This window comes from Candidatus Spongiihabitans sp. (assembly GCF_965237845.1).
Taxonomy (GTDB): domain Bacteria; phylum Pseudomonadota; class Gammaproteobacteria; order Arenicellales; family Poriferihabitantaceae; genus Spongiihabitans.
This window is the reverse complement of the sequence record NZ_OZ250154.1, coordinates 1,184,006-1,209,636: the sequence shown is the minus strand read 5'-3', so window position 1 is coordinate 1,209,636 and position 25,631 is coordinate 1,184,006. Positions and strand designations below refer to the sequence as shown.

General features: G+C 46.3%; 21 protein-coding genes, 1 tRNA gene and 1 pseudogene. 9 read left to right on the top strand and 14 right to left on the bottom strand.

All coding sequences use genetic code 11. From position 1 onward, the window contains the following. Nucleotides 1–64: 64 nt before the first annotated feature. The 4 genes and pseudogenes from ACPXXB_RS05845 to dusA form a co-directional block, all read right to left on the bottom strand. The gene (locus tag ACPXXB_RS05845) at nt 65–331 is read right to left on the bottom strand and encodes a Trm112 family protein (protein ID WP_423910480.1); all 267 of its coding nucleotides are present in this window, start codon (nt 329–331) and stop codon (nt 65–67) included. Nucleotides 332–395: 64 nt separating this feature from the next. After that, a complete protein-coding gene (locus ACPXXB_RS05840; protein ID WP_423910477.1) occupies nt 396–1,190 on the bottom strand; it encodes a sterol desaturase family protein in 795 nt (264 codons plus the stop codon). 73 nt (nt 1,191–1,263) lie between these two features. Continuing rightward, on the bottom strand, nt 1,264–2,172 hold the full coding sequence (locus ACPXXB_RS05835) for an aminotransferase class IV (RefSeq protein WP_423910475.1): 909 nt from the start codon (nt 2,170–2,172) through the stop codon (nt 1,264–1,266). Between the two features lie 204 nt (nt 2,173–2,376). Then, nucleotides 2,377–3,369 (bottom strand): annotated as a pseudogene (gene dusA / locus ACPXXB_RS05830) (tRNA dihydrouridine(20/20a) synthase DusA); the annotation flags it as partial. A gap of 210 nt (nt 3,370–3,579) precedes the next feature. On the opposite strand from dusA, the gene gshA reads away from it, so the two are divergent. The 5 genes from gshA to ACPXXB_RS05805 all read left to right on the top strand — a co-directional run bounded on the left by gshA (nt 3,580) and on the right by ACPXXB_RS05805 (nt 8,835). Next, nucleotides 3,580–5,202 (top strand): glutamate--cysteine ligase, encoded by a 1,623-nt coding sequence (gene gshA / locus ACPXXB_RS05825; RefSeq protein WP_423910472.1) that lies wholly within the window; start codon nt 3,580–3,582, stop codon nt 5,200–5,202. Between the two features lie 89 nt (nt 5,203–5,291). Next, entirely contained in the window at nt 5,292–6,479 is a 1,188-nt protein-coding gene (locus tag ACPXXB_RS05820) for a trans-sulfuration enzyme family protein (RefSeq protein ID WP_423910470.1), read from the top strand. 81 nt (nt 6,480–6,560) lie between these two features. Beyond that, nucleotides 6,561–6,637: transfer RNA gene (locus ACPXXB_RS05815), tRNA-Arg, on the top strand. 182 nt (nt 6,638–6,819) lie between these two features. Then, nucleotides 6,820–8,130, top strand: a complete 1,311-nt coding sequence (locus tag ACPXXB_RS05810) for a DNA methyltransferase (RefSeq protein ID WP_423910467.1) — start codon at nt 6,820–6,822, stop codon at nt 8,128–8,130. Next, nucleotides 8,131–8,835, top strand: a complete 705-nt coding sequence (locus ACPXXB_RS05805) for an MvaI/BcnI family restriction endonuclease (protein WP_423910464.1) — start codon at nt 8,131–8,133, stop codon at nt 8,833–8,835. 105 nt (nt 8,836–8,940) lie between these two features. Here the strand turns inward: ACPXXB_RS05805 and ACPXXB_RS05800 are convergent, their stop codons facing one another. Genes ACPXXB_RS05800 through ACPXXB_RS05785 form a run of 4 tightly spaced genes read right to left on the bottom strand, consistent with a single transcriptional unit; the run spans nt 8,941 to nt 14,144 of the window. Beyond that, on the bottom strand, nt 8,941–9,561 hold the full coding sequence (locus ACPXXB_RS05800) for a sarcosine oxidase subunit gamma (protein WP_423910461.1): 621 nt from the start codon (nt 9,559–9,561) through the stop codon (nt 8,941–8,943). Then, on the bottom strand, nt 9,554–12,592 hold the full coding sequence (locus tag ACPXXB_RS05795; protein ID WP_423910458.1) for a sarcosine oxidase subunit alpha family protein: 3,039 nt from the start codon (nt 12,590–12,592) through the stop codon (nt 9,554–9,556). Before ACPXXB_RS05795 ends, ACPXXB_RS05800 begins: the two co-directional genes overlap by 8 nt. Further along, a complete protein-coding gene (locus tag ACPXXB_RS05790) occupies nt 12,589–12,879 on the bottom strand; it encodes a sarcosine oxidase subunit delta (RefSeq protein ID WP_423910456.1) in 291 nt (96 codons plus the stop codon). Before ACPXXB_RS05790 ends, ACPXXB_RS05795 begins: the two co-directional genes overlap by 4 nt. Nucleotides 12,880–12,890: 11 nt before the next feature. Continuing rightward, nucleotides 12,891–14,144 (bottom strand): sarcosine oxidase subunit beta family protein, encoded by a 1,254-nt coding sequence (locus ACPXXB_RS05785; protein ID WP_423910453.1) that lies wholly within the window; start codon nt 14,142–14,144, stop codon nt 12,891–12,893. Between the two features lie 166 nt (nt 14,145–14,310). On the opposite strand from ACPXXB_RS05785, the gene ACPXXB_RS05780 reads away from it, so the two are divergent. The 3 genes from ACPXXB_RS05780 to ACPXXB_RS05770 are packed head-to-tail and all read left to right on the top strand — an operon-like array spanning nt 14,311 to nt 15,986. Next, the gene (locus tag ACPXXB_RS05780; protein ID WP_423910451.1) at nt 14,311–15,213 is read left to right on the top strand and encodes a metFprotein; all 903 of its coding nucleotides are present in this window, start codon (nt 14,311–14,313) and stop codon (nt 15,211–15,213) included. Between the two features lie 51 nt (nt 15,214–15,264). Continuing rightward, nucleotides 15,265–15,546: a nucleotidyltransferase family protein gene (locus ACPXXB_RS05775; protein WP_423910448.1), complete on the top strand. Its 282-nt coding sequence runs from the start codon at nt 15,265–15,267 to the stop codon at nt 15,544–15,546. Then, the gene (locus ACPXXB_RS05770) at nt 15,543–15,986 is read left to right on the top strand and encodes a nucleotidyltransferase substrate binding protein (RefSeq protein WP_423910445.1); all 444 of its coding nucleotides are present in this window, start codon (nt 15,543–15,545) and stop codon (nt 15,984–15,986) included. The genes ACPXXB_RS05775 and ACPXXB_RS05770 overlap by 4 nt, the downstream gene beginning before the upstream one ends. Before the next feature lie 47 nt (nt 15,987–16,033). Here the strand turns inward: ACPXXB_RS05770 and ACPXXB_RS05765 are convergent, their stop codons facing one another. The 6 genes from ACPXXB_RS05765 to ACPXXB_RS05740 all read right to left on the bottom strand — a co-directional run bounded on the left by ACPXXB_RS05765 (nt 16,034) and on the right by ACPXXB_RS05740 (nt 24,364). Further along, nucleotides 16,034–16,732, bottom strand: coding sequence for a LutC/YkgG family protein (locus tag ACPXXB_RS05765; RefSeq protein ID WP_423910442.1), 699 nt, complete (start codon nt 16,730–16,732; stop codon nt 16,034–16,036). A gap of 17 nt (nt 16,733–16,749) precedes the next feature. Next, a complete protein-coding gene (locus ACPXXB_RS05760) occupies nt 16,750–18,201 on the bottom strand; it encodes a LutB/LldF family L-lactate oxidation iron-sulfur protein (protein WP_423910439.1) in 1,452 nt (483 codons plus the stop codon). A 9-nt stretch (nt 18,202–18,210) separates the two neighbouring features. Beyond that, nucleotides 18,211–19,005, bottom strand: coding sequence for a (Fe-S)-binding protein (locus ACPXXB_RS05755; protein WP_423910436.1), 795 nt, complete (start codon nt 19,003–19,005; stop codon nt 18,211–18,213). Between the two features lie 20 nt (nt 19,006–19,025). Further along, nucleotides 19,026–19,847 (bottom strand): orotidine-5'-phosphate decarboxylase, encoded by an 822-nt coding sequence (gene pyrF / locus ACPXXB_RS05750; RefSeq protein WP_423910434.1) that lies wholly within the window; start codon nt 19,845–19,847, stop codon nt 19,026–19,028. Between the two features lie 11 nt (nt 19,848–19,858). Continuing rightward, a complete protein-coding gene (locus ACPXXB_RS05745; protein ID WP_423910431.1) occupies nt 19,859–22,138 on the bottom strand; it encodes a LysM peptidoglycan-binding domain-containing protein in 2,280 nt (759 codons plus the stop codon). Between the two features lie 363 nt (nt 22,139–22,501). Next, nucleotides 22,502–24,364, bottom strand: coding sequence for an SLC13 family permease (locus tag ACPXXB_RS05740; RefSeq protein WP_423910429.1), 1,863 nt, complete (start codon nt 24,362–24,364; stop codon nt 22,502–22,504). 266 nt (nt 24,365–24,630) lie between these two features. On the opposite strand from ACPXXB_RS05740, the gene ACPXXB_RS05735 reads away from it, so the two are divergent. After that, complete coding sequence (locus tag ACPXXB_RS05735; RefSeq protein ID WP_423910426.1) at nt 24,631–25,554, top strand: lysophospholipid acyltransferase family protein; 924 nt, start codon at nt 24,631–24,633, stop codon at nt 25,552–25,554. Nucleotides 25,555–25,631: the final 77 nt, after the last annotated feature.

The following is a 25,631-nucleotide window of genomic DNA, read 5'->3' as shown; positions in this document are numbered from 1 at the left end:
CTAATGACAATTTAACAAAAAAGACACTTATCGCACTATCCTGATTTTGGGGCCACTTCTAAACTTACCATCCCTCTATTTGGTCGGTTGCGATAGCCTGGTGTTCGAGCATAATCGGGATATTGTTTTCTATGCGGTAAATTATATTTCTATTGCTGGTAATCAGCGCTTCCTGCAGTGGTTCTGAAATAGATTCGCCATCCATAGTTTGGAGAGATCTTTCGGATATTAATTTATTTAATTTCTGCAGTTTTTGTTCTTTCAAAATGAAAACCGGTAACTTTGTGATTGGACAGACCAGAATTTCCAGGAGCTTTCTATTTATAGGCATGGCGATTTATGGGCATGGTTTTATAGGTAGCATTTAACCGTCGGCTATTTCTCACTGCTATTTCTCACTGAGATCGAAAGGGCTGGGTGAGCAATTTATCCAGTCTTGCATCCTCTTTTTGGTTGAAAATCTCAAGCCCAATCGTCATTCCGCAATGCCCGTCTTTCGGTTGAGAGACGTAACTGCCAAACAATCGATCCCACCAGGACAGGCAAAACCCGTAATTAAAATCATGTTCATCCTTATAGACCGAATGATGCACACGGTGCATATCCGGGGTCACAACAATGTAACGAAGATATTTATCGAGCCACCGCGGTATTCGCACATTGCTATGGTTAAACATAGCCGCGCTGTTTAATATGATTTCGAATCCGATGACAGCAAGAATCGGCGCGCCAAGCAGAATGATTACAGCCCCCTTAATTAAAATAGACAGCAGTATTTCGATGGGATGAAATCGAAGCGCGGTAGTAACATCAAACTCAGTATCGGTATGGTGCATCCGATGAATTCGCCACAATAAACCAAACCTGTGAAACAATCTGTGCTGCCAGTATATTGCCGCATCCAATATCAGCAAGGTCAGTATAATCGAGGGCCATAGCGATGCCTTGAACCAGATAAACAATCCAAATTTATATTCCAGAGATAGCAAGGACGCCCCCAGAGCCGACGCTGGAATGACCACAAGCAACACTGAATTTATCAGGAAAATCCCGAAATTGGATGGCCAGCGCAGTTTCCTTAATATGTTTAAGCGTCTGGGCGCCAACAATTCCCATAACACCAGCGCCCCGAGCACAATTGAAAATGCATAAAGGCGAATAACCATGTCGGGGCTTAAATTTTCAAACATCCACAGTCTCGATAGTTATAATTGCTTTATGCAGCATAATTGAGTCGAATAATTAAGCATATTAATGAAAGGATTAGAACCAGGCATTTTCCTTGTTTTCTTTAACAAAATCTTCCAACATCCGTTTATAAAACTTCATGGCTTGGCGGGTCTGCTCCCCTCCCCCGGCTTTGAAATCAATCTTGTTTCCATCGACCGAATATAACGCACGGACCGGCATGACCTCGCGGGTGGCGCTGGTCACGAAACACTCCGTTGCATCAGCGAGTTCTTGATTATGAATGGGCCGTTGCACAACCTCGATATTGGCGTCGGCAAACAATGAAATTAGCGAACGCCGTGTCAGTCCGTCCAGGTTGCCGCCAACGGGCGTAACCAGTTTTCCATCCACAACAAACCAAACATTGCTGTTTGAGCATTCGGTGACCCGCCCTTTTGCATCGAGCATCAAACAATCATCCGCACCCAGTTTTTTGGCTTCGCCCAATGCAATAATATTGTTGAGATAATTTCCGCTCTTGATATTGGGGTCAAGACTGTTCACGCTATTGCGGCGCAATTTCGGCACCGCCAAGGTCACCCCTTTATCATAGAATTCCTGATTCCACTGAGGCGCGGCCTTGACAATGATAATCAACCTGGTTTGTAGCGACAGTCCAGGATTAAGATCAATCGGGCCTTCACCGCGCGTAATCTGGCAGCGCGTATAAACCTCTTCTCCCGCAGCCGGCAAACTTGCACGAACAGTGCGCTTCACTGCGGAAATGATTTCCTGTTTGCTTTGGTTGATGTTCATTTCGATTAAACGCGCTGAATTCAAAAGCCTTTGATAATGCTCATCAAACAGAAACGGGATTCCCGAATAAGTTCTAAACACCTCATACACCGAATCGCCATACAGAAACCCTCGATCAGCCACCGGAATGCGCGTATTCGCTAACTCACTGATCTCCCCATCAATATATCCAACCGCTTTAACCAAGTTAATCTCCCAGTAATGTAAGCAAGGGTTCAGTCACTGCATGAGCCACAGACAACATCGGCGTATCACCCATATACAGCCCTGCTGTTCATGGCTTCACTATGATACCGCTCTCAGCAAGTGCGCCTGCATTGGCACTGTTAAGCTGTGTGCATGTAGCGATCGGCAATCAGTTCGCACTGCGTTGACATCGGCATCCGCGTCAACCAATTTTAACGCTGCATGAATAACTTCAATACCTGCATTTTTCTTTGCACCCTGTTCAGACAGATACCTGCGCCATCTTTTAGCGCCAGGCTGAGCATGAAAAAGTCCCAGCATGTGTCGAGTCATACGACCTAGGTAAACCCCTTTGCTCAACTGTTTTTCTATGTAGGGTAAATAATCTTGCACAATATCCCGACGACTATGCGCTTGCACAGAACGAGATGAACCCGGTTTGCTGCTTGGCAAATTATTGCTGGCAAAAAAATAATCGTCAATTTCCTTAATTATCCAAGGGTTTTGGTAAGCCTCACGACCGGCCATCACGCCGTCCACCTTAGACAGATGAGTTTTAATTTGATCGATGCCAGTGATGCCGCCATTTACGGTAAATCGAACACTTGGAAAATCCTTTTTCAAGCGATATACCCGATCGTAATGCAACGGGGGCAGGTTGCGGTTTTGTTTAGGACTCAAACCTTTTAACCAGGCCTTTCGGGCATGAATAATAAAATGTCGGCAACCGGCATTCGATACGGCGTTAACGAAACTGACAAGGTGTTCATAACTATCGCAATGGTCGATGCCAATTCGGGTTTTAACCGTAACCGGAATAGCAACGCTGTTAACCATATGCTCAATACAGTCTGCCACTAACTGCGGTTCAGCCATCAAACACGCTCCGAATTGCGCGCCCTTCACTCGGTCACTTGGGCAGCCAATGTTTAGATTGACTTCATCGTATCCCCATTGTTCCGCTAATTGCGCGCAAAAACCGAGTTTCCCTGGGTCGCGCCCCCCGAGTTGTAACGCTACAGGATGTTCACAGGGGTCGAATCCTAAAAATCGTTCTCGGTCACCATGAATGATGGACCCGACAACCACCATTTCCGTATATAGCCGGACATTGCTGGAAAATAACCGAAAAAATGCCCGGCAATGCCGGTCGGTGAGGTCAAGCATTGGCGCAATGGAAAAATATGAATTCACAATAACAAGACAAAATAGTCAGGCGATACGATAGAAATTGATTTTACCACCAACTACCCATCAGGGCGCAATAACCGCGCGGTCTGCTGATGAAGTTTGCCAACCAAGACGGCATTTGACTGTTATTAAATGGACCAGGAAATTCACTAAAAACAGTTGATTTTCTCCCTGACTACCGCCACGCTATAGTCAATCAAAATAACAAGTCCGGCCGTGTCTGCAAATATCGAACAAACCCTGGATTTCCTTGTTTCCCGAGGACTCGAAAAACATCTGAGGAACTTACAACGGGGCCTCGAAAAGGAAAGCCTGCGGGTTGATTCGGATGGATTACTCGCGCAAACCCCGCACCCATGGAATTTGGGATCGGCGTTAACCCACCCGATGATAACTACGGATTACTGCGAATCCCTGCTCGAGTTTGTTACCCCGGTTCATAATAATATCGAGAACCTGTTAAAGGAACTCCAGGATATTCATCATTTCACCTACCAACATATTGGCGATGAAAAACTCTGGGTAAACAGCATGCCTTGCATCGTTGAAAGTGAGGAAAAAATTCCTATCGCACGCTACGGCTCATCCAATATCGCTAAAATGAAAGAAGCCTATCGCCGTGGTCTTAGTTACCGTTATGGCGCATTGATGCAAACCATCGCCGGCATACATTTCAATTTCTCCATGCCGGATTCATTTTGGAGTGATTATTTTGAATTTGATTCACCCAACCAATTATCCAATCAATTACAAGCGAAAAAGTCGGATAAGTATTTTTCGTTAATTAGAAATTTCCATCGTAATTCATGGATTGGAAGCTATTTATTTGGTGCATCACCTGCGGTTTGTCGATCTTTTCTCAGGGGGCGTGCAAAGTGCCCGACACAGAATATAGGGTTGGGTCAACACATGCTCGAAGATTTTGAGGCGCATAGTTTCTACGCCCGCAACGCCACATCATTAAGACTGAGTGGCTTGGGATACAGCAATGCTGCTCAGGCTGATATTGAAATTTGCTACAACGGCATTGATCACTTTGTTCAATCGTTGAGACGCGCCATTCAGACGGTGAATCCCGATTATGAAAAATTTGGAGTCAACGTAAATGACCAATACCAACAACTCAACGCCAACCTGCTGCAAATCGAAAATGAATTTTATTCCTCAATTCGTCCGAAACGGGTCGCCGCTTCAGGTGAAAGTCCCTCCACAGCGCTTCAGCAACGAGGCGTGGAATATATCGAAGTGCGCAGCATTGATTTAAACCCTTTCGCGCCGGTCGGAATTGATGCTGACTGTATTCGCTTCATGGACGTGTTATTACTCTATTGCCTGTTTTCGGATAGCGGCCCACTGAGCCCGGATGATTTTCGGGCAGCGCAAGCAAACCAACAAAAAATTGTCATGCGCGGACGAGACAAACATCTCAAAATTAATACTGAGCAGGGAGAAAAACCGGCTGAACAGGCAATGATGAAACTGCTTGGTCAAATGCGCCCAGTCGCGGAATTATTGGATCAGGTCAACAATTCAAATCGTTACCTGTCTATGATGGCACAACAAATCAACAAAGTTGAAGATTCGGAGCTGACGCCTTCGGCAAGAATTATTAATCAGATGCGCTCAGAAAATCTAAGTTTCTATGAATTTTCAACCAAGATGTCGGAAAACTCCGAAAGGCTGTTCAAACAAGAATCCCTTGATCCCGAGACCAATCAAAAATTTGAAAATCTTGCCACTCAATCCCATACCACGCAGATTGAAATAGAAAGCAGCGATAAGTTATCTTTTGATGAATTTCTTGAAGATTACTTCAAGCGGCAGAATTCACTTCAGTAAGTGGATAATTAACCAAACCAGATGTTTCCCAATCAATCGTGGTGCTAGAATCCGGGCTTATTTTGCAATTACACCAACCGGGATAACCAATGAACACCGACCAACAACCCGATGTTAAAACCCGGGCCGATTTTAAAACCAGAGAAGTACATGCTGGCGTCCGACCCGATCCGGTAACCGGCGCGATTTTAACGCCAATTTACCAATCAACCACCTATGTCCAGGAATCGGTGGACAAATATCTTGATAAAGGCTATTCATACAGTCGATCCGGCAATCCCACGGTGACGGCTTTGGAAGATCGGATTACTGCATTAGAAGGCGGTGTGGGCAGCGCCTGTTTTGCTACCGGTATGGCTGCGACCAGTTCGGTAATGATGGCAATGCTCAACGCCGGTGATCATGCGGTATTGTCAGACGTGGTTTATGGCGGCACCCACCGACTCTGTACCAGGATATTGACTCGATTTGGCGTGGATTATAGTTTTGTTGACACCGCAAATCCGAAAAACGTTGCCGAAGCACTGCGCAATAATACCAAACTGATTTTCACCGAAACCCCGGCAAATCCAACTTTAAAACTCACCGATATTGCAGCGGTATCTGAAATTGCCAAAGTTAAAGACATTCCTCACGTTTGTGATAATACATTCCTGACCCCGTACTACCAACGACCGTTGGAATTGGGCGCTGATATATCATTGCATAGCACAACCAAATTCATGGAAGGACATAATGTTAGCGTCGGCGGTTCAATCACCGCCGCGGATGAAGCACAATTGGAAGCGATAAAGTTTGTCCGAAATTGTCTGGGTTGTAATATGTCACCCATGGTGGCTTTCTATACCTTGCAAGGCTGTAAAACCATGAGCACCAGGTTGGAAGCACAATCCGCCAACGCGCTTAAAATCGCGAATTTTCTTGAAACCCATGCCATAGCAGAGCGAGTCACCTACCCCGGTTTAGATTCATTTCCTCAAAAAGCGCTGGCCGACAGCCAAGCCAGCGGTCACGGTTCCATGCTGTGGTTTGAAGTCAAAGGCGGTATGGAATCGGGTAAAAAACTGATGGCCGGGTTGCAACTATGGAGCCTGGCGGAAAACCTCGGTTCAGTGGAATCCCTAGTCACTCATTCCGTAACCATGACCCATGCCGACATGCCTCGGGAACAACGCATGACAGCGGGAATCACCGACGGTTTAGTGCGATTGTCCGTAGGACTTGAGTCTGCCGATGACCTGATTGCCGATCTAAAACAGGCACTGGACCGATTGTAAAAATGGATTGCAAGACAACTCGCACTCGCCGATTGGCTGATAAAATTTTTACCTCGGCACTTGCGATGCAATTCAATTCACGCCCCGGTAGCTCAGTCGGATAGAGCGGCCGCCTCCTAAGCGGCAGGTCGGAGGTTCAAATCCTCTCCGGGGCGCCAGTTTTTTATAAATTTTATCTGTCAAGCAACTATTGGCGTTCCATATCAGTGTTTTCCAGGGATAAGCCCCCAGAGACACAAAAGGATATTGATTGTCGTTTTCCGGCATAGCCTATTTCCGGTGACGGTCGAAATTGCGCAAATTTAACAGAGCAAGGGAAGCCGCCTGTTGATGGCATATAATGAGCAAAGAAAATACATTGCCGAAGGGCCGTGTTTTAGAGACTGAAAAGCATGAAATTCAAAACATGAAATACGAAGACTATAGTTGGGATTTTCGCGATGCCGACACCAAAGAACTTACGCATTGCATTCACGCCTATCCGGCGATGATGATTCCGCAAATTGCAAGAAGATTATTGCGAAAATATGGCTCTTCATCCGATCTCTTGTTCGACCCTTATTGTGGTAGCGGAACTTCGCTGCTGGAAGCGAATATGAAAAATATAAATGCAATCGGAACCGACTTGAATCCACTGGCTCGATTGATTGCGGATACAAAAACAACCCCAATCGATATGCAGGCTTTGGATTTGTATCTAAAGGATTTTCATGATTATTCCTTTAATTTCCAGTTTAATATCCGAAAAACATTTTCCATCGTTATTCCGCAATTTGACAATATTAATTTTTGGTTTAATGAAAACGCACAGAAAAAACTCGCCTTGATTAAAGAATATATCGACAATGTTAAATCACCAAAAATTAAAAATTTTTTTCTGACCGCATTTAGTGAAACGGTTCGTGAATCATCACTGACAAAAAAGAACGAGTTCAAATTAGTTCGTATTCCAGAAGATAAGCGCGAGGTTTTTAATCCTGATAGTTTCGGAATTATGCTTTCTAAATTATCTCGAAACAAACAGGGACTTTCAAATTTTATTCAGCAAAAACGAAATGGCTCATCCTCAAAAATATATGATTTCAATACTGTGAATTACATGCCAAAGAATATTGTTCCAGATAAATCCATCGATATTGTCATTACATCTCCGCCTTATGGTGATTCAAGAACCACTGTTGCCTATGGCCAATATTCGCGACTTGCCAATCAGTGGATGGGAATAAAAAATGCTTCAAATATCGACAAAAGTTTGATGGGAGGCGTGAAATATCACGCTGAGTTTGCTTTTGATTCCGCGTATTTACGCAAAACATTAGAGAAAATCAATAATAAGGATTCCAAGAGAAGCAAAGAAGTGGAATCATTTTTCATTGATTATAAAAACTCAATAGACAACGTTGCAAAAACGATTAAGAGAAAGGGAATTGTTTGTTATGTGGTCGGAAACAGAACGGTGAAAGATATTAATATCCCGATGGATTTAATCACTCAGGATTTTTTTGAAAACAATGGCTTCGGACATTTGGAAACCATCATAAGAAACATACCTAATAAAAGAATGCCGTCCGAAAATTCCCCTTCTAATATTCCAGGAAAAAAATCGACGACAATGAAAAACGAGTTTATCGTGGTTTTCGAGAAGCATTAAATGACCTTGCAGGAAATTCAGCGTCAACTTTTGCGCTTAAAGGAAAAGGATTTTATTCCGTCGAGAAGAATAGGCGCGACAGGAATCGGCCACACGCTTGAGCAAGAACTTAACTTAACCGAAACTAATTTATCTATTCCAGATATTGGCGGACGCATAGAATTAAAAGCCACGCGCAAAAATTCAAACTCATTGGTTACATTATTCACTTTTAATCGATCAGTCTGGCAAATGGATAAAAAAGAAATAATCGAAAACTATGGCTATCTTGACGAAAGAAATCGTCGGTCTTTGTATTCCACGGTTTTTTACGCGCAACAGAATCCACACAATTTAAGAATTGAACTGGACAAATCGAATCACAAGGTTCATTTACATCATCATTCCGGTGTGCTACTCACCACCTGGAGCATCTACACGATAATAGGAAAATTCATTTCCAAACTTGAAAGACTGTTAGTGGTTTTAGCGGATAGCCAGACAAATGAAGTTTCAGGCAAAGAAGAATTTTGGTTCAATGAAGCCTATCTTCTTGAAAACCCATTGCCCGATAATTTTTTAACCGCTTTTGAGAATTCACAAATCGCCATTGACCTAAGAATGCATCTCAAAACCACCGGCGTGGTGCGAAATCACGGAACAGGCTTCCGCATCAAGGAAAGCGATATTATTAATTTATACGCAGACAGAAGAAAAATTTTATAGCCATTTGCGGTACATAAAAACCACCCAACCTGCCCCGGCAAAATACATTCATCCTGGTCAACTTTGCCGCGCCAGCCCGAAAGCTTGAGACTAATTGAAACCTATTCATTGAAGCCGCGCTACATTTGGGGGCAATGTGACAACAATATGCTGGCAATGATTCCATAACGCCTGACCGAAACTACGATAGACATACATGTTCGCGTGTTGGCTATCTTTGAGATGGAGCATCACGTTGAAATGACCGAATTGTGTTGAGAAGCAAGAATCTGGCGGGCATTTGTCCAGGTCAATCGGGCAACCGGTATAAAGAAAATCAAGCAGGTTCTCGCCCTGCATTGCCAGGATGGTTCTGGAATGAGAAAGATCGGTTGCCGTGGCATCGGTGTCCTGCAGCACAGTATTTAGCTGATCGACAATACCGGATACTTTACTATCCCGACTGGTATTTTCACAAACCAGCATCCACATGCCGGGGCCATTCCATAACACCGTGGCCTCTTCGCGGCGATAAGCGCGGCCTGAATCAAATTGACCGTGATTAAATCCTGTCAATGACAACGCCAGTTGTAATGCTGATGGCTCTGTCGCACCGTTAATCTGAACGATGATTTGCGGACGATACTCGGTGATGCTCAAGCCATTAACCGATATTGAAGGCGCTTGATCGGCTGTTTGCTTCAATGCAGATTTTCTTGGCGCGGATTTTCTGATGATGTCAGCCACGGGCGCGGCCTCCTTCGGGGTCAATAAATACGGGATGAACGACTTTGACCGGCACATAGGTATCGGTTAACGGTGATGCGGCGTAGATGGTTTTTCCCATCCATTGTTGGCCTTTCTCCAGCAACCCTAATCCTATGTGCTGTTGCAGATTAGCGCTATAGTATTTCGATGAAACATGGCCAAGCATTTTTACCGGCGGTGTGTCTCCTGGTTTTTCAATAGGCCGTTTTTCAATAAGCTGGGAACCGCGTTTTATTTCTTCCCCGTTTTCAGAAATCAATCCTACCAGTATTTTGCGAGAATCGCAGACCATGCCTGGCCGGTCCAGCGCACGCTTGCCGATAAAATCCTCATCGGTTTTTTGCATGCCGCCAAACCCAAAATCCGCAGCAGTGGTTCGACCATCCAGTTCACCGCCGACGATGTGGCCTTTTTCAATCCGCAACATGGATAATGCTTCGGTGCCGTAAGGGGTAATGTCAAATGCCTTGCCGACCCGCATAAATGCTTCCCAGACCGATAATGCGTAATCGGAAGCAACATGTATTTCATAAGCCAGCTCGCCAGAAAAAGTGATTCTGAATATTCGCACAGGATAGCCATCAATAGCGGCCGCCTTGTAACCCATAAACCCAATACTGTCATTGCCGACATCACCCTCATCCACGGCTTTTTCCAGCACCTTCCTCGAATCCGGTCCGGCCAGCGCCATGCCACCCCATTGGTCGGTTATCGATGTGATATGAACATTGAGTTCTGGCCAAACCGTCTGGGCATAAAATTCCAGATGCGACATTACCGGGCCGGCGCTGGCGGTTGTGGTGGTCATGTAGTATTCGTTTTCGCTGATTCTGGTGGTCGTGCCGTCATCGGCGACATGGCCATCTTCACGCAGCATCAATCCATACCGGGCCTTGCCCACCGGCAGCTTCATCCACTTATTGATGTAAACCCGATTCAGGAACTCGGCGACATCTCTGCCACGAAGCGCTATGGTTCCCAAAGTTGAAACATCTACAATACCCACCTTTGCGCGTACCTGCTTGCCCTCTCGATAAATCGCTTCCATCATGGTTTCGCCAGGACGCTGATAGTGTTGGGCGCGCTGCCATGCGCCCACATTGACCATTGTCGCGCCATTTTCCACATGCCATTCATGCATCGGTGTACGGCGCAGCGGCATAAAGTTTTCGCCAGTTTCGTTGCTGGCAATGGCGCCCATGCTGATTGCGGAAAACGGCGGTCGAAAAGTGGTGGCGCCAACTTCGGGGATAGATCGGCCGCTAAGTTGCGCCATCATTGCCAGACCATTTACGTTACTGGTTCGGCCTTGATCGGTACCCATGCCCAGGGTGGTATAGCGTTTGAGATGCTCAACCGATTGATAGCCCTCGCGATGAGCCAGCGCGACATCGCTGCTGGTAACATCATTTTGGAAGTCGATGAATTGTTTGGCGGCTGGTTTGGATTTTTTGGCATTTGCGACTGGAATTACCCAGCAGGCTTGAATGGGGCTTTCTATTATTTTGTCACAGGTTGGGAGTGGTACAAATTCTCCAGGCATAAAACCCGCTTTCTCTGCAGCCAGCCGTCCCGCGTTTGCGCCTTCGGTTAAACAATTTCGGGTTGCAAATTCTCCATTGACAGAGCCTGCCATCATCTGCGGACGAACGGAAGTATGCGGAACGAAACAAGTCAGATTATCATCATAACGAAGTTTGCCCTGAGACTGTGAGAACAGATGCACGGTTGGATTCCAGCCACCGGAAACCGCAAGCAAATCACATTCAATAGTGCGCGACTGATTGCCAATTTCATCATGGCCAAGTTCACCCTTTGCATATGAATTTACAGCGACGCTGGTCAGGCATTTTCTACCATTAGCATTGACGACAACGGCATCGCTGATAACTTCAACTTCATGCTGGTTGGCAACATCCAGTGCCGCTTTGCCCGGCCCGGTTCGACTATCGACGATGGCGAGAACCTTGCCGCCCGATTCAATTAAAGCCGGAATGGTATGGTAAGCGGAATCGTTGTTGGTCATGACAACGGCTTTATCACCGCATCGAACACCGTGTTGACGGGCGTAGCTGCGCACCGCTGAAGACAACATTACACCGGGAAGATCATTATTTCCAAAAACAATTGGGCGTTCGATTGAACCGGTAGCAAGCACCACCTGGTTTGCACGAATCCACCATATTCGTTGCCTCGGCTGCCCAGGCTCAAGCCGATGCAAATGATCCCCGACCCGCTCACAGGCTAATAGTAAATTGTCATCGTAATAGCCAAATGCTGTGGTGCGGGTGAGGATACGGACATTTTCCATTTGCACAAGTTGTTGTTTTACGGCAGCAACCCATAGCACGGCAGATTCACCATTTAGGGTTTCAGCGCTATCGCGCAAAGCCCCGCCGAGAATGGCGTTGTCGTCGATCAATATGGTGCGCGCACCGCTTTTGCCCGCGCTCAGCGCGGCCATCAATCCAGCCGGGCCACCGCCAACAACCAGCACCTCACAATGGGCGAATCGCTTCGCATATCGGTCTGGATCGGGTTCTGTGGGAGCGACTCCCAGACCCGCAATTTTCCTGATTCGATGCTCGTATCTCATCCACCAACTTGCCGGCCACATAAACGTTTTGTTATAAAATCCGGCCGGGAAAAGTGGCGACAGGAGGTTATTTAGCGCATTGACATCGAAATCAACGCTCGGCCAGCAGTTTTGGCTGGTCGCTTCCAAGCCGTCGAATAATTCCGCCTGAGTACAGCGAATATTCGGTTCAGTTCGATTGCCGGTTCGCAGTTGCACCAAGGCGTTTGGTTCTTCTACACCAGCAGTCATTATTCCGCGAGGACGATGGTATTTGAAGCTGCGCCCCACTAATTTAACGCCATTTGCCAGTAACGCAGAGGCCAGGGTATCGCCTTGATAGCCGGTGTATGGTTTGCCATTGAATTTGAAATTCAGCGGCTTGGAGCGGTCGATGGCGCCGCCGGATGGTGTGCGGAACGGCTGTTGACTCATGCGTGCGCCTCTTCAATTTCATCAGCAATTTCACCGGTGGCATTGGCTGAACCTAATATTTCGTGGGTTTGTACGTTGCGTTTGACCTTTATCCACTGTCGGCAACCTGCGCTGTGCTGCCACCACTCGATATGCGGGCCGCACGGGTTGTCCCGAAAATAAATGTGATCCAGCCACTGCGCCTGGCTGGCAGTCGCCGGATCGGGGCGCTGTACGGTGGCATCGCCACGATAGGTGAATTCTGTTTGCGCCCTGTCGCCGCAATGGGGGCAGTTAATTAATAACATTTCATAATCTGCTAATGACTCATGGGAGATGCGCCAACCCCTTTCTCATCGATCAACCAACCCTGGTGAAATCGGTCCAGGGTAAACGCGGCATTGTATTCGTGAGGTGCATCGTTAGCGATAGTGTGGGCAAAGCAGTACCCGGACGCCGGGGTTGCCTTAAACCCGCCATAACACCATCCAGCGTTTAGATATAAACCTTGAATATCGGTTTTACAGATAATCGGACTGCCGTCCATGGACATATCCATAAGTCCGCCCCAGGTACGCATCAAACGCAGTCGGCTTACCGCCGGGAATAAAGTGATCACCGCCTGAATGATATGTTCGAGCACGGGAAAGTTACCGCGTTGCGCGTAGGAGTTGTAGCCATCCAGATCGCCGCCAAATACCAATTCCCCTTTATCTGATTGACTAATATACAGGTGTGCCGCACCGGAAGTAACCACGGTATCGAGCATCGGTTTTACCGGCTCGGTGACCATTGCCTGAAGCACATGCGACTCCATCGGCATACGCATATCAAGCATATCCATGACCCGAGTGGTATTGCCGGCAACGGCAACGCCAATTTTCTGCGCGCCGATTGCGCCTCGAGTTGTTTCAACACCGACCACCTTGCCGCCTTCTCTTTTGAACCCGGTCACTGCACAATTTTCTATAATATCTGTCCCACGGGCATCCGCTCCGCGGGCATACCCCCAGGCAACCGAGTCGTGCCGGGCGGTGCCGCCTCTGGGCTGGAGTAACCCGCCCATTATTGGGAATCGGGTTTGCGCCGAAGTGTCCAGCAATGGCACCATTTCCTTGATTTGCCGGAGGTTGAGTATTGCTGCATCGATGCCATTTAAGCGCATTGAGTTGCCCCGACGATGCAGGGCATCCATTTGAGCATCGCTATGGGCAAGATTCAAAACCCCGCGTTGACTGAACATAAGATTAAAATTCAAATCCTGGGACAAGCCTTCCCATAATTTCATGCCATGCTCATAGAAATGCGCGTTCGGTTCAAGCAGGTAATTGGAGCGAATAATGGTGGTATTGCGCCCGGTATTGCCGCCGCCTATCCAGCCCTTTTCGAGCAATGCGACATTGGTTATATTGTGGTTTTTCGCCAGATAATAGGCGGTCGCTAAGCCGTGACCGCCGCCACCGATGATAATGACATCGTAACTCGGTTTAGGCTCTGGGCTTTTCCAGGCTTCCTGCCAATTTTCGTGGTTAGTCAGGGCATTGCGCGCAAGGCTAAAAATAGAATAACGCATGGGCTAATGTTCACACAGATTGATCGGGGTTGATGCTAAATACTCTTAGGCGGAAATTGAATAGTATAAGTGAATTTGTCAATGAGTATAAAAATATCCTATAATAATCGGTTGCGCCATAATTATCACCATAAGTATCTTTGGCTCTTTTCGATTATCAGTGAACATGTCAACGGAACAAAATATTCAACAATTTCTAACCGGGTTTACCGCAGAAACCACGCCGGCAGCAGCGGCAAAAATTCCCGATTTCAGAGAACACCTCCGCCCAGGGACAGTAGTGTATATTACGTTTTTGCCGGGTTCGGATTTTGACGCTACCGTGGCGGTGGCCGCGCGCTTGCGTGATGAAGGTTTTATACCGGTGCCGCATTTCGCTGCGCGCAGCATTAGCGACCAAAAGACCCTGAATGAAAACATTGCACGGGTTGTCGGTGAAGCGGGCGTGGACTGGGTGTTATGTATCGCCGGTGCGGTGGATAAACCGGTCGGGGTGTACACCGATTCCATGCAACTTCTGGATTCCGGTTTGTTCGATAAACACGGCATAAAACGTATTGCCTTGGCCGGACATCCCGAAGGCAGTCCTGATATGTCCGAGCAGGCGATCCTTGCTGCGGTTAAGTGGAAAAATGAGTTTCAAAACAAAACCGATGCGGCTATGTACCTGGTCACCCAATTTGCGTTTGAAGCAAAACCGGTCATCGCCTGGGACAAAATGTTACAGCACGACGGTAACAACTTACCCATCCATATTGGCATCCCCGGCTTGGCGACATTAAAAACACTGTTATTACATGCGAAAGCCTGTGGTATCGGCGCATCCATGAAATTTCTCACCAAGCAAGCCAAAAACGTCGCCAAACTGCTGGCAGTCAATGCCCCGGATAAACTGGTCAGAGACCTGGCGGACTACCAAGCCAACGACCCTGATTCCGGTATTACTGGCGTTCATATGTATCCATTAGGTGGCTTACGCCGCAGTGCAAAATGGAGTTACGCGGTCACCGATGGGCTGTTTACTCTGGACAATAAAGGCGGGTTTAAAGTGGATGTTGAACTGGACTGATTTTATGGCTTCAAACAAGGCCCCGGATTTTTCTGATAAAATCTTTCCTATATGAGACTCACAGATCAGGAACGCGCCACCATTACTGAAACCATCATGAGTTTTGACAAGGACGCTCGGCTTTATCTATTCGGATCCCGGGTGGATGACAACCGCAAAGGTGGTGATATCGACTTATTGGTGTTGACCGACAAACTAACTTTCATCGATAAGCTGAAGATCAAAGCGCGTTTGTGGGAGCGCCTGGGCGAGCAAAAAATCGACTTGTTGATTACTGATGACGAGTCTTGCCCGTTTGTGCAGATTGCGTTGGAAAATGCGATTCGGTTATGAACCAAAAAAAATTTGACCTGTTGCGCGACGAAGTGGCTCTTATGGATAAAGCCGCCAACCACCTCCGTTTTTCCTTGCAACGATGCGTGGAAATACAGGGCAAGAATAATTATAGCCCGGAAGAATTGGAACGATTTGAATCTCTCGCCGGCCGCTTTGCACGCTTGAGTGATCTGGTAATCCAAAAAATGTTCCGCCTTATCGACCAGATAGATTTGGAAAACCAGGAAACAGTAAGAGACCGCATTAACAATGCGGAAAAAAAAGGGTTGATAAAGAACAGCGAAACCTTTGTTGAAATCAGGGAGTTGAGAAACAGCATCGCGCATGAATACACAGAACAAGCGATGCGGAAAATATTCAATACCGTAATCACCTACTGCCCGGATTTGTTGGATGCCGTGGAACGCATACAATACTATATTCGGCGCTACTATTAAACTTTAACTTGTTTCAGTCACACCATTTTGGCAGTGATTTTGCCGGGCTAAAGTCCCTTCCGATTGTCATGCCTCATAAATCTTGAATCCGAATCAGAGGAATTTGATTGACGCGGGTTTTTAACGATGATGACGTGGAAGTGTCTGGGGCCGTGGGCGCCATAAACGAGGGTTTGTTCTATGTCCGCGGTTTTCGAGGGACCAGTGATAAAATTTATCGCCCGGGGCTGTGCTTTTATCCTGGGCCAGAACTGTTCCATAGTCGCTGCTAATCGTGACTCCATGAGTACGACAATATTAATTTCCGGCAGAAAATTAAGCGTAATCGGTGATTGGGCAGAGGACACCATGGCGATGGTTCCGGTTTCAGCGATGCCTGCAAATGCCATGGTAATCGAAGCACAATCGGATTTTTTAGCGGCTCTTGATTCAACCACCATGTCCCCCCAATCCAACTGGGTCAACTTTTCGTCGGTTGCGATAACGGCGCGTAATTCCGTACCCGCCTTTATCAGGTAGTTGGCCACGGAAACGGGGACATCGCCTAAGTTTTCGAGAATTTCCCAGGTGCCATGCACCTGAGCCAACATTGCAATAAATTGATCTGTTTTGCTTGCTTCGGTTTTATTTGATTCGATATCAAATTGGTAATCCGGTTGTGGTAACTTGATAGAAAAATCAGGCGCCGGTCCAAAATCCAATGAACCAGCATCTAATGAACCGGTTGCCTCACGAATTTTTGACAATATGGCTTCCCGGGCACTCATGTTTTATGGCTATGCCGGGCTTTCCATAGTTGCTGAAAAGTGGATTGAGCGGGGGTCGGAAAATCCCGTGTCGCGGTCCACGGTCGGGCCAATGGCAGCCATCGAAACCTTCCTCTGGTAGCCGTCGATTTAAGAGATTGAAGTCTTGCCAGGATGGTGATGAATATTCTCGTAATCTGGTTATACCGCTTAGGCCGGCTTGCCAATGAATACCAACACCAGAGACCGAACTTTTGCGCCCATGAATGCGCCCCCATTTTCACCAAATCCACTCGGTGTTGACGCAATAATGATGGCAGGGGAATTTTTACCGGGCAAACCGTTTGACATCGGCCATTTAAAGTACAGGCATTGGGCAAGTGCATTGCCTTTGTTTGCCCCACTAATAACGGCGTCAGCACCGAACCTATGGGACCCGGATAAACCCAGCCATAGGCATGGCCGCCGATGTTGGCATAGACCGGGCAATGATTCAAACAAGCGCCGCAACGGATGCAGCGAAGAATGTCCCGGTATTTGCTTTTGAGTATTTCAGTGCGACCATTGTCCAGCAACACCACATGAAATTGGTCGGGGCCATCTAAATCATCTTTTCGTTTGGGGCCATTAAACAACGTCGTGTAAACACTCATAACCTGGCCGGTTGCACTACGGCCAAGCAAGCGCAGGAATCCGCCCAGTGAAACCAGATCGGGAATCACTTTTTCAATACTGGAGATAATGATATGTACGTTGGGCAAAGACGCTGTTAAATCACCATTTCCTTCGTTAGTCACGATGACTGCCGAGCCGGTATCGGCCACCAAAAAATTTGCCCCGGTGATGCCGACATCGGCGCTGCAAAAGTGATCTCGCAGTATCCGCCGAGCCTGATTGACGATATCTTCGGGTTCGGTAACCTTTTCAGAAAAGCCAAGTTTGGAATGGTGCGCATGAAATAAGTCGGTGACGTTTTGTTTCGACTTATGCACAGCGGGTGCAATAATATGGCTGGGAGATTCCCTGGCCAATTGAATAATATACTCGCCCAGGTCAGTTTCGATGACTTCGTAGCCATGCTCTTGCAACGATTTGTTAGTCGCCGCCTCCTCCGAAACCATTGATTTTCCCTTAGTTATTTTCCTGGTTATTTTTTGGGTGTCGGCAGCGGAGCAGATATCCAGAATGATTTTATTCGCTTGTTCTCCGTTTTCAGCCCAATGAACCTGGCCGCCACTTTTCGCTACCTTGGTTTCAAATTGGGTCAGGTAATAACCCAGATGTTTTAGCGTGTGATCTTTAACCTGCTGTCCATATGTCCGATAATCCTCAAAATTTCTTAACTCGGCAACCGCTTTTTTTCGGGTATTTACAAATCCCCCCTCGGCCCGGTCAAGCGCGGAACGTAAATCATCATTAAGCAAAGCGGCTTTAGACGCTGAGTTAAAATTTTGTGATAAAACTTTCACTTGCCTGTTTTATGTCTTTGGCTTTGTCTCTGCGATGCCCGCTTCAGGCTGTTCATCCAATAACCATTCAGCAAAATGAAAAACCTGAGTTTGTTTGCCGCATCGTGTTAAACGCCCGGCAATATTCATTAAACAACCGAGGTCGCCTCCCAACACAATATTTGCTTCAATTCTATCGATGCCTGAAATTTTATTATCGACCAAGCGTGTGGATATTTCAGGGTATTTGACGCAAAATGTACCGCCAAATCCGCAGCATATTTCAGAATTATCCATCTCATCAATGCTGATCCCGGCACGCTGGCTTAAAAGTTTTCGAGGCTGAGAACGAATTCCCAACTCCCGCAATCCAGAACAGGAATCGTGGTAAGTAATCTTTGTATCGCCCACATGCTGTTTCGATTTTAACGGCAGTTTTAACCGCATTACATCGACCAGAAACTGGGAAAGTTCATAGGTTCTGTCGGCCAAATTTTGCGCGCGGCCCGACCAATCCGGATGGTCGCTTAACAGTTTTGGATAATGCGCTTTAACCATGGCCGCACACGAACCGGATGGTGCAACCACGTAATCGAATTGTTCAAATTTCTCGATCATATTTTTTGCAAGAGCCCGCGTTTTTGAATCATCGCCATTGTTGTATGCGGGTTGACCGCAACAGCTCTGTTGCGGCACTGAAACATTACACCCGCATTGCTCGATTAAGCGTGCCGCCGCAAATCCGACCTGCGGCCTGAATAAATCCGCCAAACAGGTAATCAATAAACCGACATTGTGCGCCGGATTGTTGTCTGAGTCGGTCATGGATGACAAGCATGCCTCTGTCATATCGAGCGATACTGATTTATCCGCTTGCAAATGCTTTGCGCCTGATTGGCCGCGGCTGTTAAAAAATCTGGTCCCTCGCTTGCAAATATAATCCCTCGGGATACATTGATTATCAAGCCATTTTTTTGTTCGGTTAATCCATTTTTTAGCACGCCCTCCAGAGCACCGCCCTGCGCGCCAATACCGGGTACCAGTAGCGGCATGTTGCCTACGATTCGCCTGACTTGTTTAATCGCTTCTGGATATGTTGCACCTACCACCAAAGCGACATTATTATTTTTGTTCCATTGCAATGCTGCCAGATGAGCAACATGTTGATAGATCTCCCGGTCGCCGCTGATCAGTTGCTGAAAATCACCAGAACCAGGATTGGAGGTTCGACACAGTACGATGATGCCGTGATTTTGAAAGCGCAGAAACGGTTCAAGTGCATCCCCGCCCATGTATGGGTTGACCGTTACGGCATCCGCCTGATAGCGTTCAAATGCTTCGATTGCATACATGCGTGCACTGGATCCAATATCACCGCGCTTAGCATCCAGGATCGCCGGGATGGCAGGATATTCAGACTTTATATAGCGAATCGTTTTTTCTAATTGAATTTCCGCACCGACTGCCGAGTAATAAGCCGCCTGAGGCTTGTAGGCACATGCCCATTGCGCCGTGGCATCAATTATTTCCTTGTTGAATCGGTAAAGTGGGTGCTTATCATTTTTAATGGATTTCGGGAGTCTAGCTACATCAGGATCAAGACCAACACAAAGCAGTGAGTTTTGCTTATTCCAGCTATTGGTCAATTTTTTGTAAAAGCCGGACATGCGCCTACCAATTATTTTTCCTGTAGTTTTGGCAGCAAAATTTTTTGTCCTGTCTTTAAACTTGAGAGTTTTAAAGCCGGATTTAAACGATATAGTAACCACACCGGAAATTCAGACTGACTGGATAACAACCAGATCGAGTCTCCAGATTGAACAGTATATTGCTCGATTCCAGTTAGTGAATAATGTTCTTTTAATGATTCACTCAGCACCTGATGATATTCGATACGCTTATGTTCAAATGCGGTCACCTTGTCTCCCGAAGTGACAGGAAGTTTCAGCGTTCTTCCTATGTGTAAAGTATGTCCGTAAGATAGTTTATTTAATTTTCTAATCGCCTTTGTTGAGCCCAGGCCCAACCAGTCAGAATAGTGTCCCAGCGTTTCGTCGGCTTCAACCCAAATTCGGTAAACCGGATTCCCCGCTGACCCGGTAATTGAAATACTTAAATCCGACAACGTATCCAGTAAATTTGATAATGCGGGATACGCTGCGGCCTGATTAGTTGTCACGTCGTCAACTTGGCCGCCTGCTTGCCCCGTGGTCATAGCGATTTCGAGGTCAACTTGGGCTAACTGTTGCGCTGTTTGCGTGGTGTCAGGAACCTCTAAGCCTGGAATTTTCAGTTTTTGACCGGGGAAAATAACAGCTTTTTTATTCAAGTTATTCAAGTCTCTGAGTGCAGCACAATTCACCGAGAAACGTGAGGATATGGAACAGGCATAGTCACCCTTGCGCACGATATACATGTTATTTTCATCCAGGTCCGCTATCTGACCGGATTGGGATATAGACCCCGGTATGGTCAGTTTTTGGCCTGCATAGATGGTGGCTTTTCGATCCAACTGATTCGCGCCAATCAATACACGACAGCCGACATTAAATCGTCTGGCAATCTTGCACGCGGTATCTCCGCGTTTGACGCGATAAATTTCATTGGGTCGTGGTTGACTCGATTTGATAATTACTGGCTTATCACTTCCTTTGCTCCCTGCCTGAGCGACTACAATTAACTTTCCAGGAATCGACAGTTTCTGCCCAATGCGAATAATCGCCCTTTTCCCAAGCCGATTAATGTTAATTAACGCTCGGCAATTCACTCTCAACGCCCTGGCAATACCGCAGGCGGTGTCGCCCTTGCGAACGATGTAATTTCTTGAGCCTGGCGCAACTGTTTCAGGCGCCATGGATGCTAACTTTGTCATCGCGGTTTGATATTGGCCGCTGTGACCAGGCAATTTTAATTGGTAGCCTGCCGGAATCATGCGCCAGCCATTCCATACAAATCGGGTTAGACCTAAATTTAACGGTTTTAACTGGGCTTCGGTTACCTTGAAAATTGATTTTATTCGCATCAAAGAGGTTGGATGTTTTAGCACCAGGGTTTGATATTGAATTTGTTTGTCAAGATTAACGCCGCCAAAATACTTTTGCGCGTTTACGGTAACATGCCGCGCAGCCAGGAAACTGGCGTAAAAGTTTTTTACTGCGACTTGAAATTTCGGGGATTTATAATTTTGCAGCACACTTAAATAATCGGGTTTTATACTGGTGATCGCCCGGCGCATACCACTTAAACCATAGTTATAAGAGGTAATGACGAATGGATTTATTTCGTGGTGGGTGATATTGGGGTTTATGGATTTTGCGAGCTTGGTTAATGAGTTTCTGGATTTAACCAGATACCTGGCGGCAGCATGGGTTGCCGCTTCCGGATCTAGTCTTTCATCAATAGTAGCGTTTAATTCCAGTCCCAGAGTTCGCACCGTTCTCGGCATGATTTGCCACATGCCGGCCGCGCCCGCCTTGGAATACGCTACTGGGTTATAGGAAGATTCCACAAAAGGCAAATAACGTATTTCCAAGGGCAGTTGGTATTGTTTTAATACGGTGTCAACCAGATATCGGTAGCGATGAAACCGTTGCAAGCCCTCTAAAAAACTATCCATTACACCACTTTGGCAACGAATGTTTTTTCCGGAAAATCGAATTTGCCTAGACGTTGACCTGGATGTAGACCCGGGCGCTTGTATTGGAAATAATTGTGCCAAATGAATTTCGTCACCCGATTTTAGTTTGCTCCCAGATTCGATTTTCGCCGCAACATTGTACAAGGCTGTTTTTAACCTTTTCCGCTCTTTCTTTAATTTTCTGGAAACCCTGTTGCTGCAACCTTCACCAGTGTCAACTACAGAATACACCCGCTCTGGAGTATTTGAGTCGTGAAAGATTGCGATTCCCTTGCCCCAACCCTTAAAAACCTGTATCCAAAAATCGATCCTGCGTTTCAATTCTTTCGGGCATGGAAAGTTATCGCTACATTTCAATTGGTGTTGAGGAAGCAAATGATGTGCATGGGCCTCGTGCCAGGGTATGGTTGCCACGGCTATATAACAACCAATTGTTATTAAAACTAATCTGATAAATTTCACAACTTGTCTTGGAAACTAAGGCTTGAACGGGAGCTACCTATTGTACGCGAATTTATCATTCAATTTAGTTTGGCAATTTAATTTGGCGATTACTCGCATTAAAATCACCCAATTCCATGAATTTACTAACCATTTGAGGCAAAATAACCAGGTTGGTCGCGTCGACCTCGTTGACAAAGAACAATAACTCGCTGGTTAAATACTCGTTTATTAGAAGCCGTCCTATAAGTAAAACGTATTCAGCATGGCCACGACAACGAAGATAAACATGATGGTCATAATGCTGCCTGCCTTGAGGAAATCAGCGACTTGATAACCCCCTGGGCCCATTATTAAGGCATTCACTTGATGAGTAGGAATAAGGAACGAATTGGATGTGGCCAGCGCAACGGTCAGCGCAAATACGGCTGGATTGGTGCCGGCCCCGATTGCAATATTGATTGCTAATGGAACCAACAGCACGGTTGCCCCGACATTGGATATGATTAACGTAAATAATGAGGCCAGTACAGCGATGACAGTTTGCAATACCCAGATTGGCACACCATCGAGATAAAACAAAACTTGTTGCGCGATCCACGCAGCGGTACCGCTGTTTTCAACTGCAATGCCAAGCGGAATCAAACTAGCGAGCAGAAACACGCTCCGCCAACTTATCGCCCGGTAAGCTTCTTCAATATTGATAACTCCGGTCAGAATCATACCCACCGCCCCGGTCATCAACGCAACAGATAAACGCACATCGGTAAATATAATCAGGAATAGCGCAAGCGCAAAAAATACGGCCGCAAATTTAAGTTTTTCTGGTCGTTCATCTTCTCTCGGAAAATCTGTCACCACAACAAAGTCATTTCTGGCATCCGCAATTGAACTCAGATTGCTCCAGTTAATATGCAATACCAAGGTGTCCCCGGATTGCAGCACGAGTTCAGGAATACCGCTGTCAATAACATCGTCGGCACGAAAAACAGAAAGCACCGTAGCGTCATAGCGCTTCCTTAATTCAACTTCCCGCAACGATTTGCCGATTAGAGATGAGTCAGGCGGTATTACAACTTCCGCAATTCCGGCACTGCTTGAACTGAGCACATCAGCAAATACATCCATTTCGTTTTTTACATGCAATGCGTATTCTTTGGCAAATTCATAAACCGCATCTCTGCGGCCCATAATCGCCATTTCGCTGCCATCCCAAAAATCTGTATCGCCCCGCGGTGCGACTACTAACTCATGGCCATTTCTGATTGCAACAATCCATCCGGCCCTGCCGGCAGCGTCGATTTCTGAAAGCGTCCGCGCTATTAATGGGCTTTCCTTAGTCACCACGCATTCATAGACCTCGCCCTCAATACCATAGACTTCTCTAAAATATTTCAGCATGTTGCCAGATTCGCCGGGCTTATCCTTGATCACTGGCAATACAAAACGTCCAAGAAATACGAAATAACAAATCCCGCAAAAAAGTAATACCAATCCGATGGGCGTGACCGAAAACATACCAAATTGCTCCACTGCCACTGGTCGGTCTGGCATCGCCTGATTGGAGTTTGCGATCAGGTCATTGAGCAAGATCAATGGACTGGACCCAACCATGGTTATCGTACCCCCTAAAATCGCACAAAACCCCATAGGCATGAGCAGCCTCGAAATCGCAAGATTTCCTCGCCGCGCAATCCGATTGACCACCGGTAAAAATAATGCCGCGGCGCCAATATTTTGCAGGAAACTGGAAATTAATCCCACCACACTGGAAAGAATCATAATTACCCGGCCTTCCGTATTACCGCCCATTTTAAGAATTTTATTGGCAAGCCGGCCCATCACACCGGTACGGTCCAGGCCAGCGCCGATTATCATTACCGCAATGATGGAAATAACTGCGTTGCTGGAAAATCCGCTAAACAATTGGTTTGAAGCAACCATGCCATCGTAGCCGGGAATGAGCGCAGTTAATCCAATTAACACCATCACTGAAACCGCCGCCACATCAACTCTAACAACTTCAAAGGCAAACAAGCAAATGGCCAAAAGCAGAATCGCCATTACTGCACCCATTTCCACAGTAAGTTGAAGGCCTTCAGTCACACTCTGTATCCCAATTGTCAGGTCTCTTAATTATTATGCACCAGAATTATTATGCACCAGAGATTCTATTAGCCAGCTCACTTCGATCGTCCTGATAATCAGTTTCATATCTGTGATAATGAATCTTTTTGCAGTTTGGAGTCGATGATCCATGGACACCAAATTCCTGGTTCATTTTATCACTATCCGAATAGACTGTCAGATTTTGCCGTAATTAAATGCAGGCTTTATTAAAATATTCTACAAACTCGTAATACAATACAGCGATGCATAGCACCACCGGAAAACCTGTTTCAGGCAATTATTCACTAAAAAATTTTCCGCAGAAACTATTGTTTGCTTTCCTTCGGGTTTTCAGTTACCTGCCCTTGCCGATCATTTATTTTATCGGGGTGGGCCTGGGTGAAATTGTGTACTGGCTGTATGGTTCCCGAAGGCATGTTACCAAAATTAATCTAACAACTTGCTTTCCAGACTATCCGCCTGGAAAAATTCAACAACTTTCCAGGCATCATTTTCACGCCATGACAATCGGCGTGATGACCATGGCCATTGCATGGTGGGGTTCTACGACAAGATACGAACGCCTTACAATTTTTAGAAACAAAGAAGTCCTGGATAACCTGGTTAACGCCAAACAAAATATAATTATTCTTGCTCCTCATTTTGTTGCCCTTGAGTTTCTCGGTTTTTATTTTTCCAACCAGATGAGAATGACCAGCATGTATCGGAAACACAAGAATCCATACATCGATCAATTTATATTTCAAAAACGAACGCGGTTTGGCAGCCGAATTTATAACTATAAGGACACTTCGACCAGCCTAATCAAATCAATCCGCAATGGGGTGCCTTTTTACTACTTGCCGGATCAGGACCCGGGGGGGAATCGCAGCGTGTTTGCGCCTTTTTATAATATACAAACCGCTACCTATCCGGCGTTAAATAAAATATCCCGGTTGGGTAACGCCAAGGTGGTTCCGTGCATGGCACGGTTAAGAAAATTCGGGCGTGGAATTGAAATAATATTCGAACAGCCATTAGAAAAGTATCCGTCAGGAGATGACGTGAAAGATGCGACCACGATGAACCAGGCCATCGAGAAATTAATAGCCTACGCGCCCGAACAATATTTTTGGTCGCATAAACGTTTTAAGACCCGCCCTTCAGGAGAAGAGCCTTTTTATTAGTTTTTGATGGTTATATTCCTTGTGCACAAACCGATATGATCATTTCCACAACAAAACATTAATTTCACAATTAATTC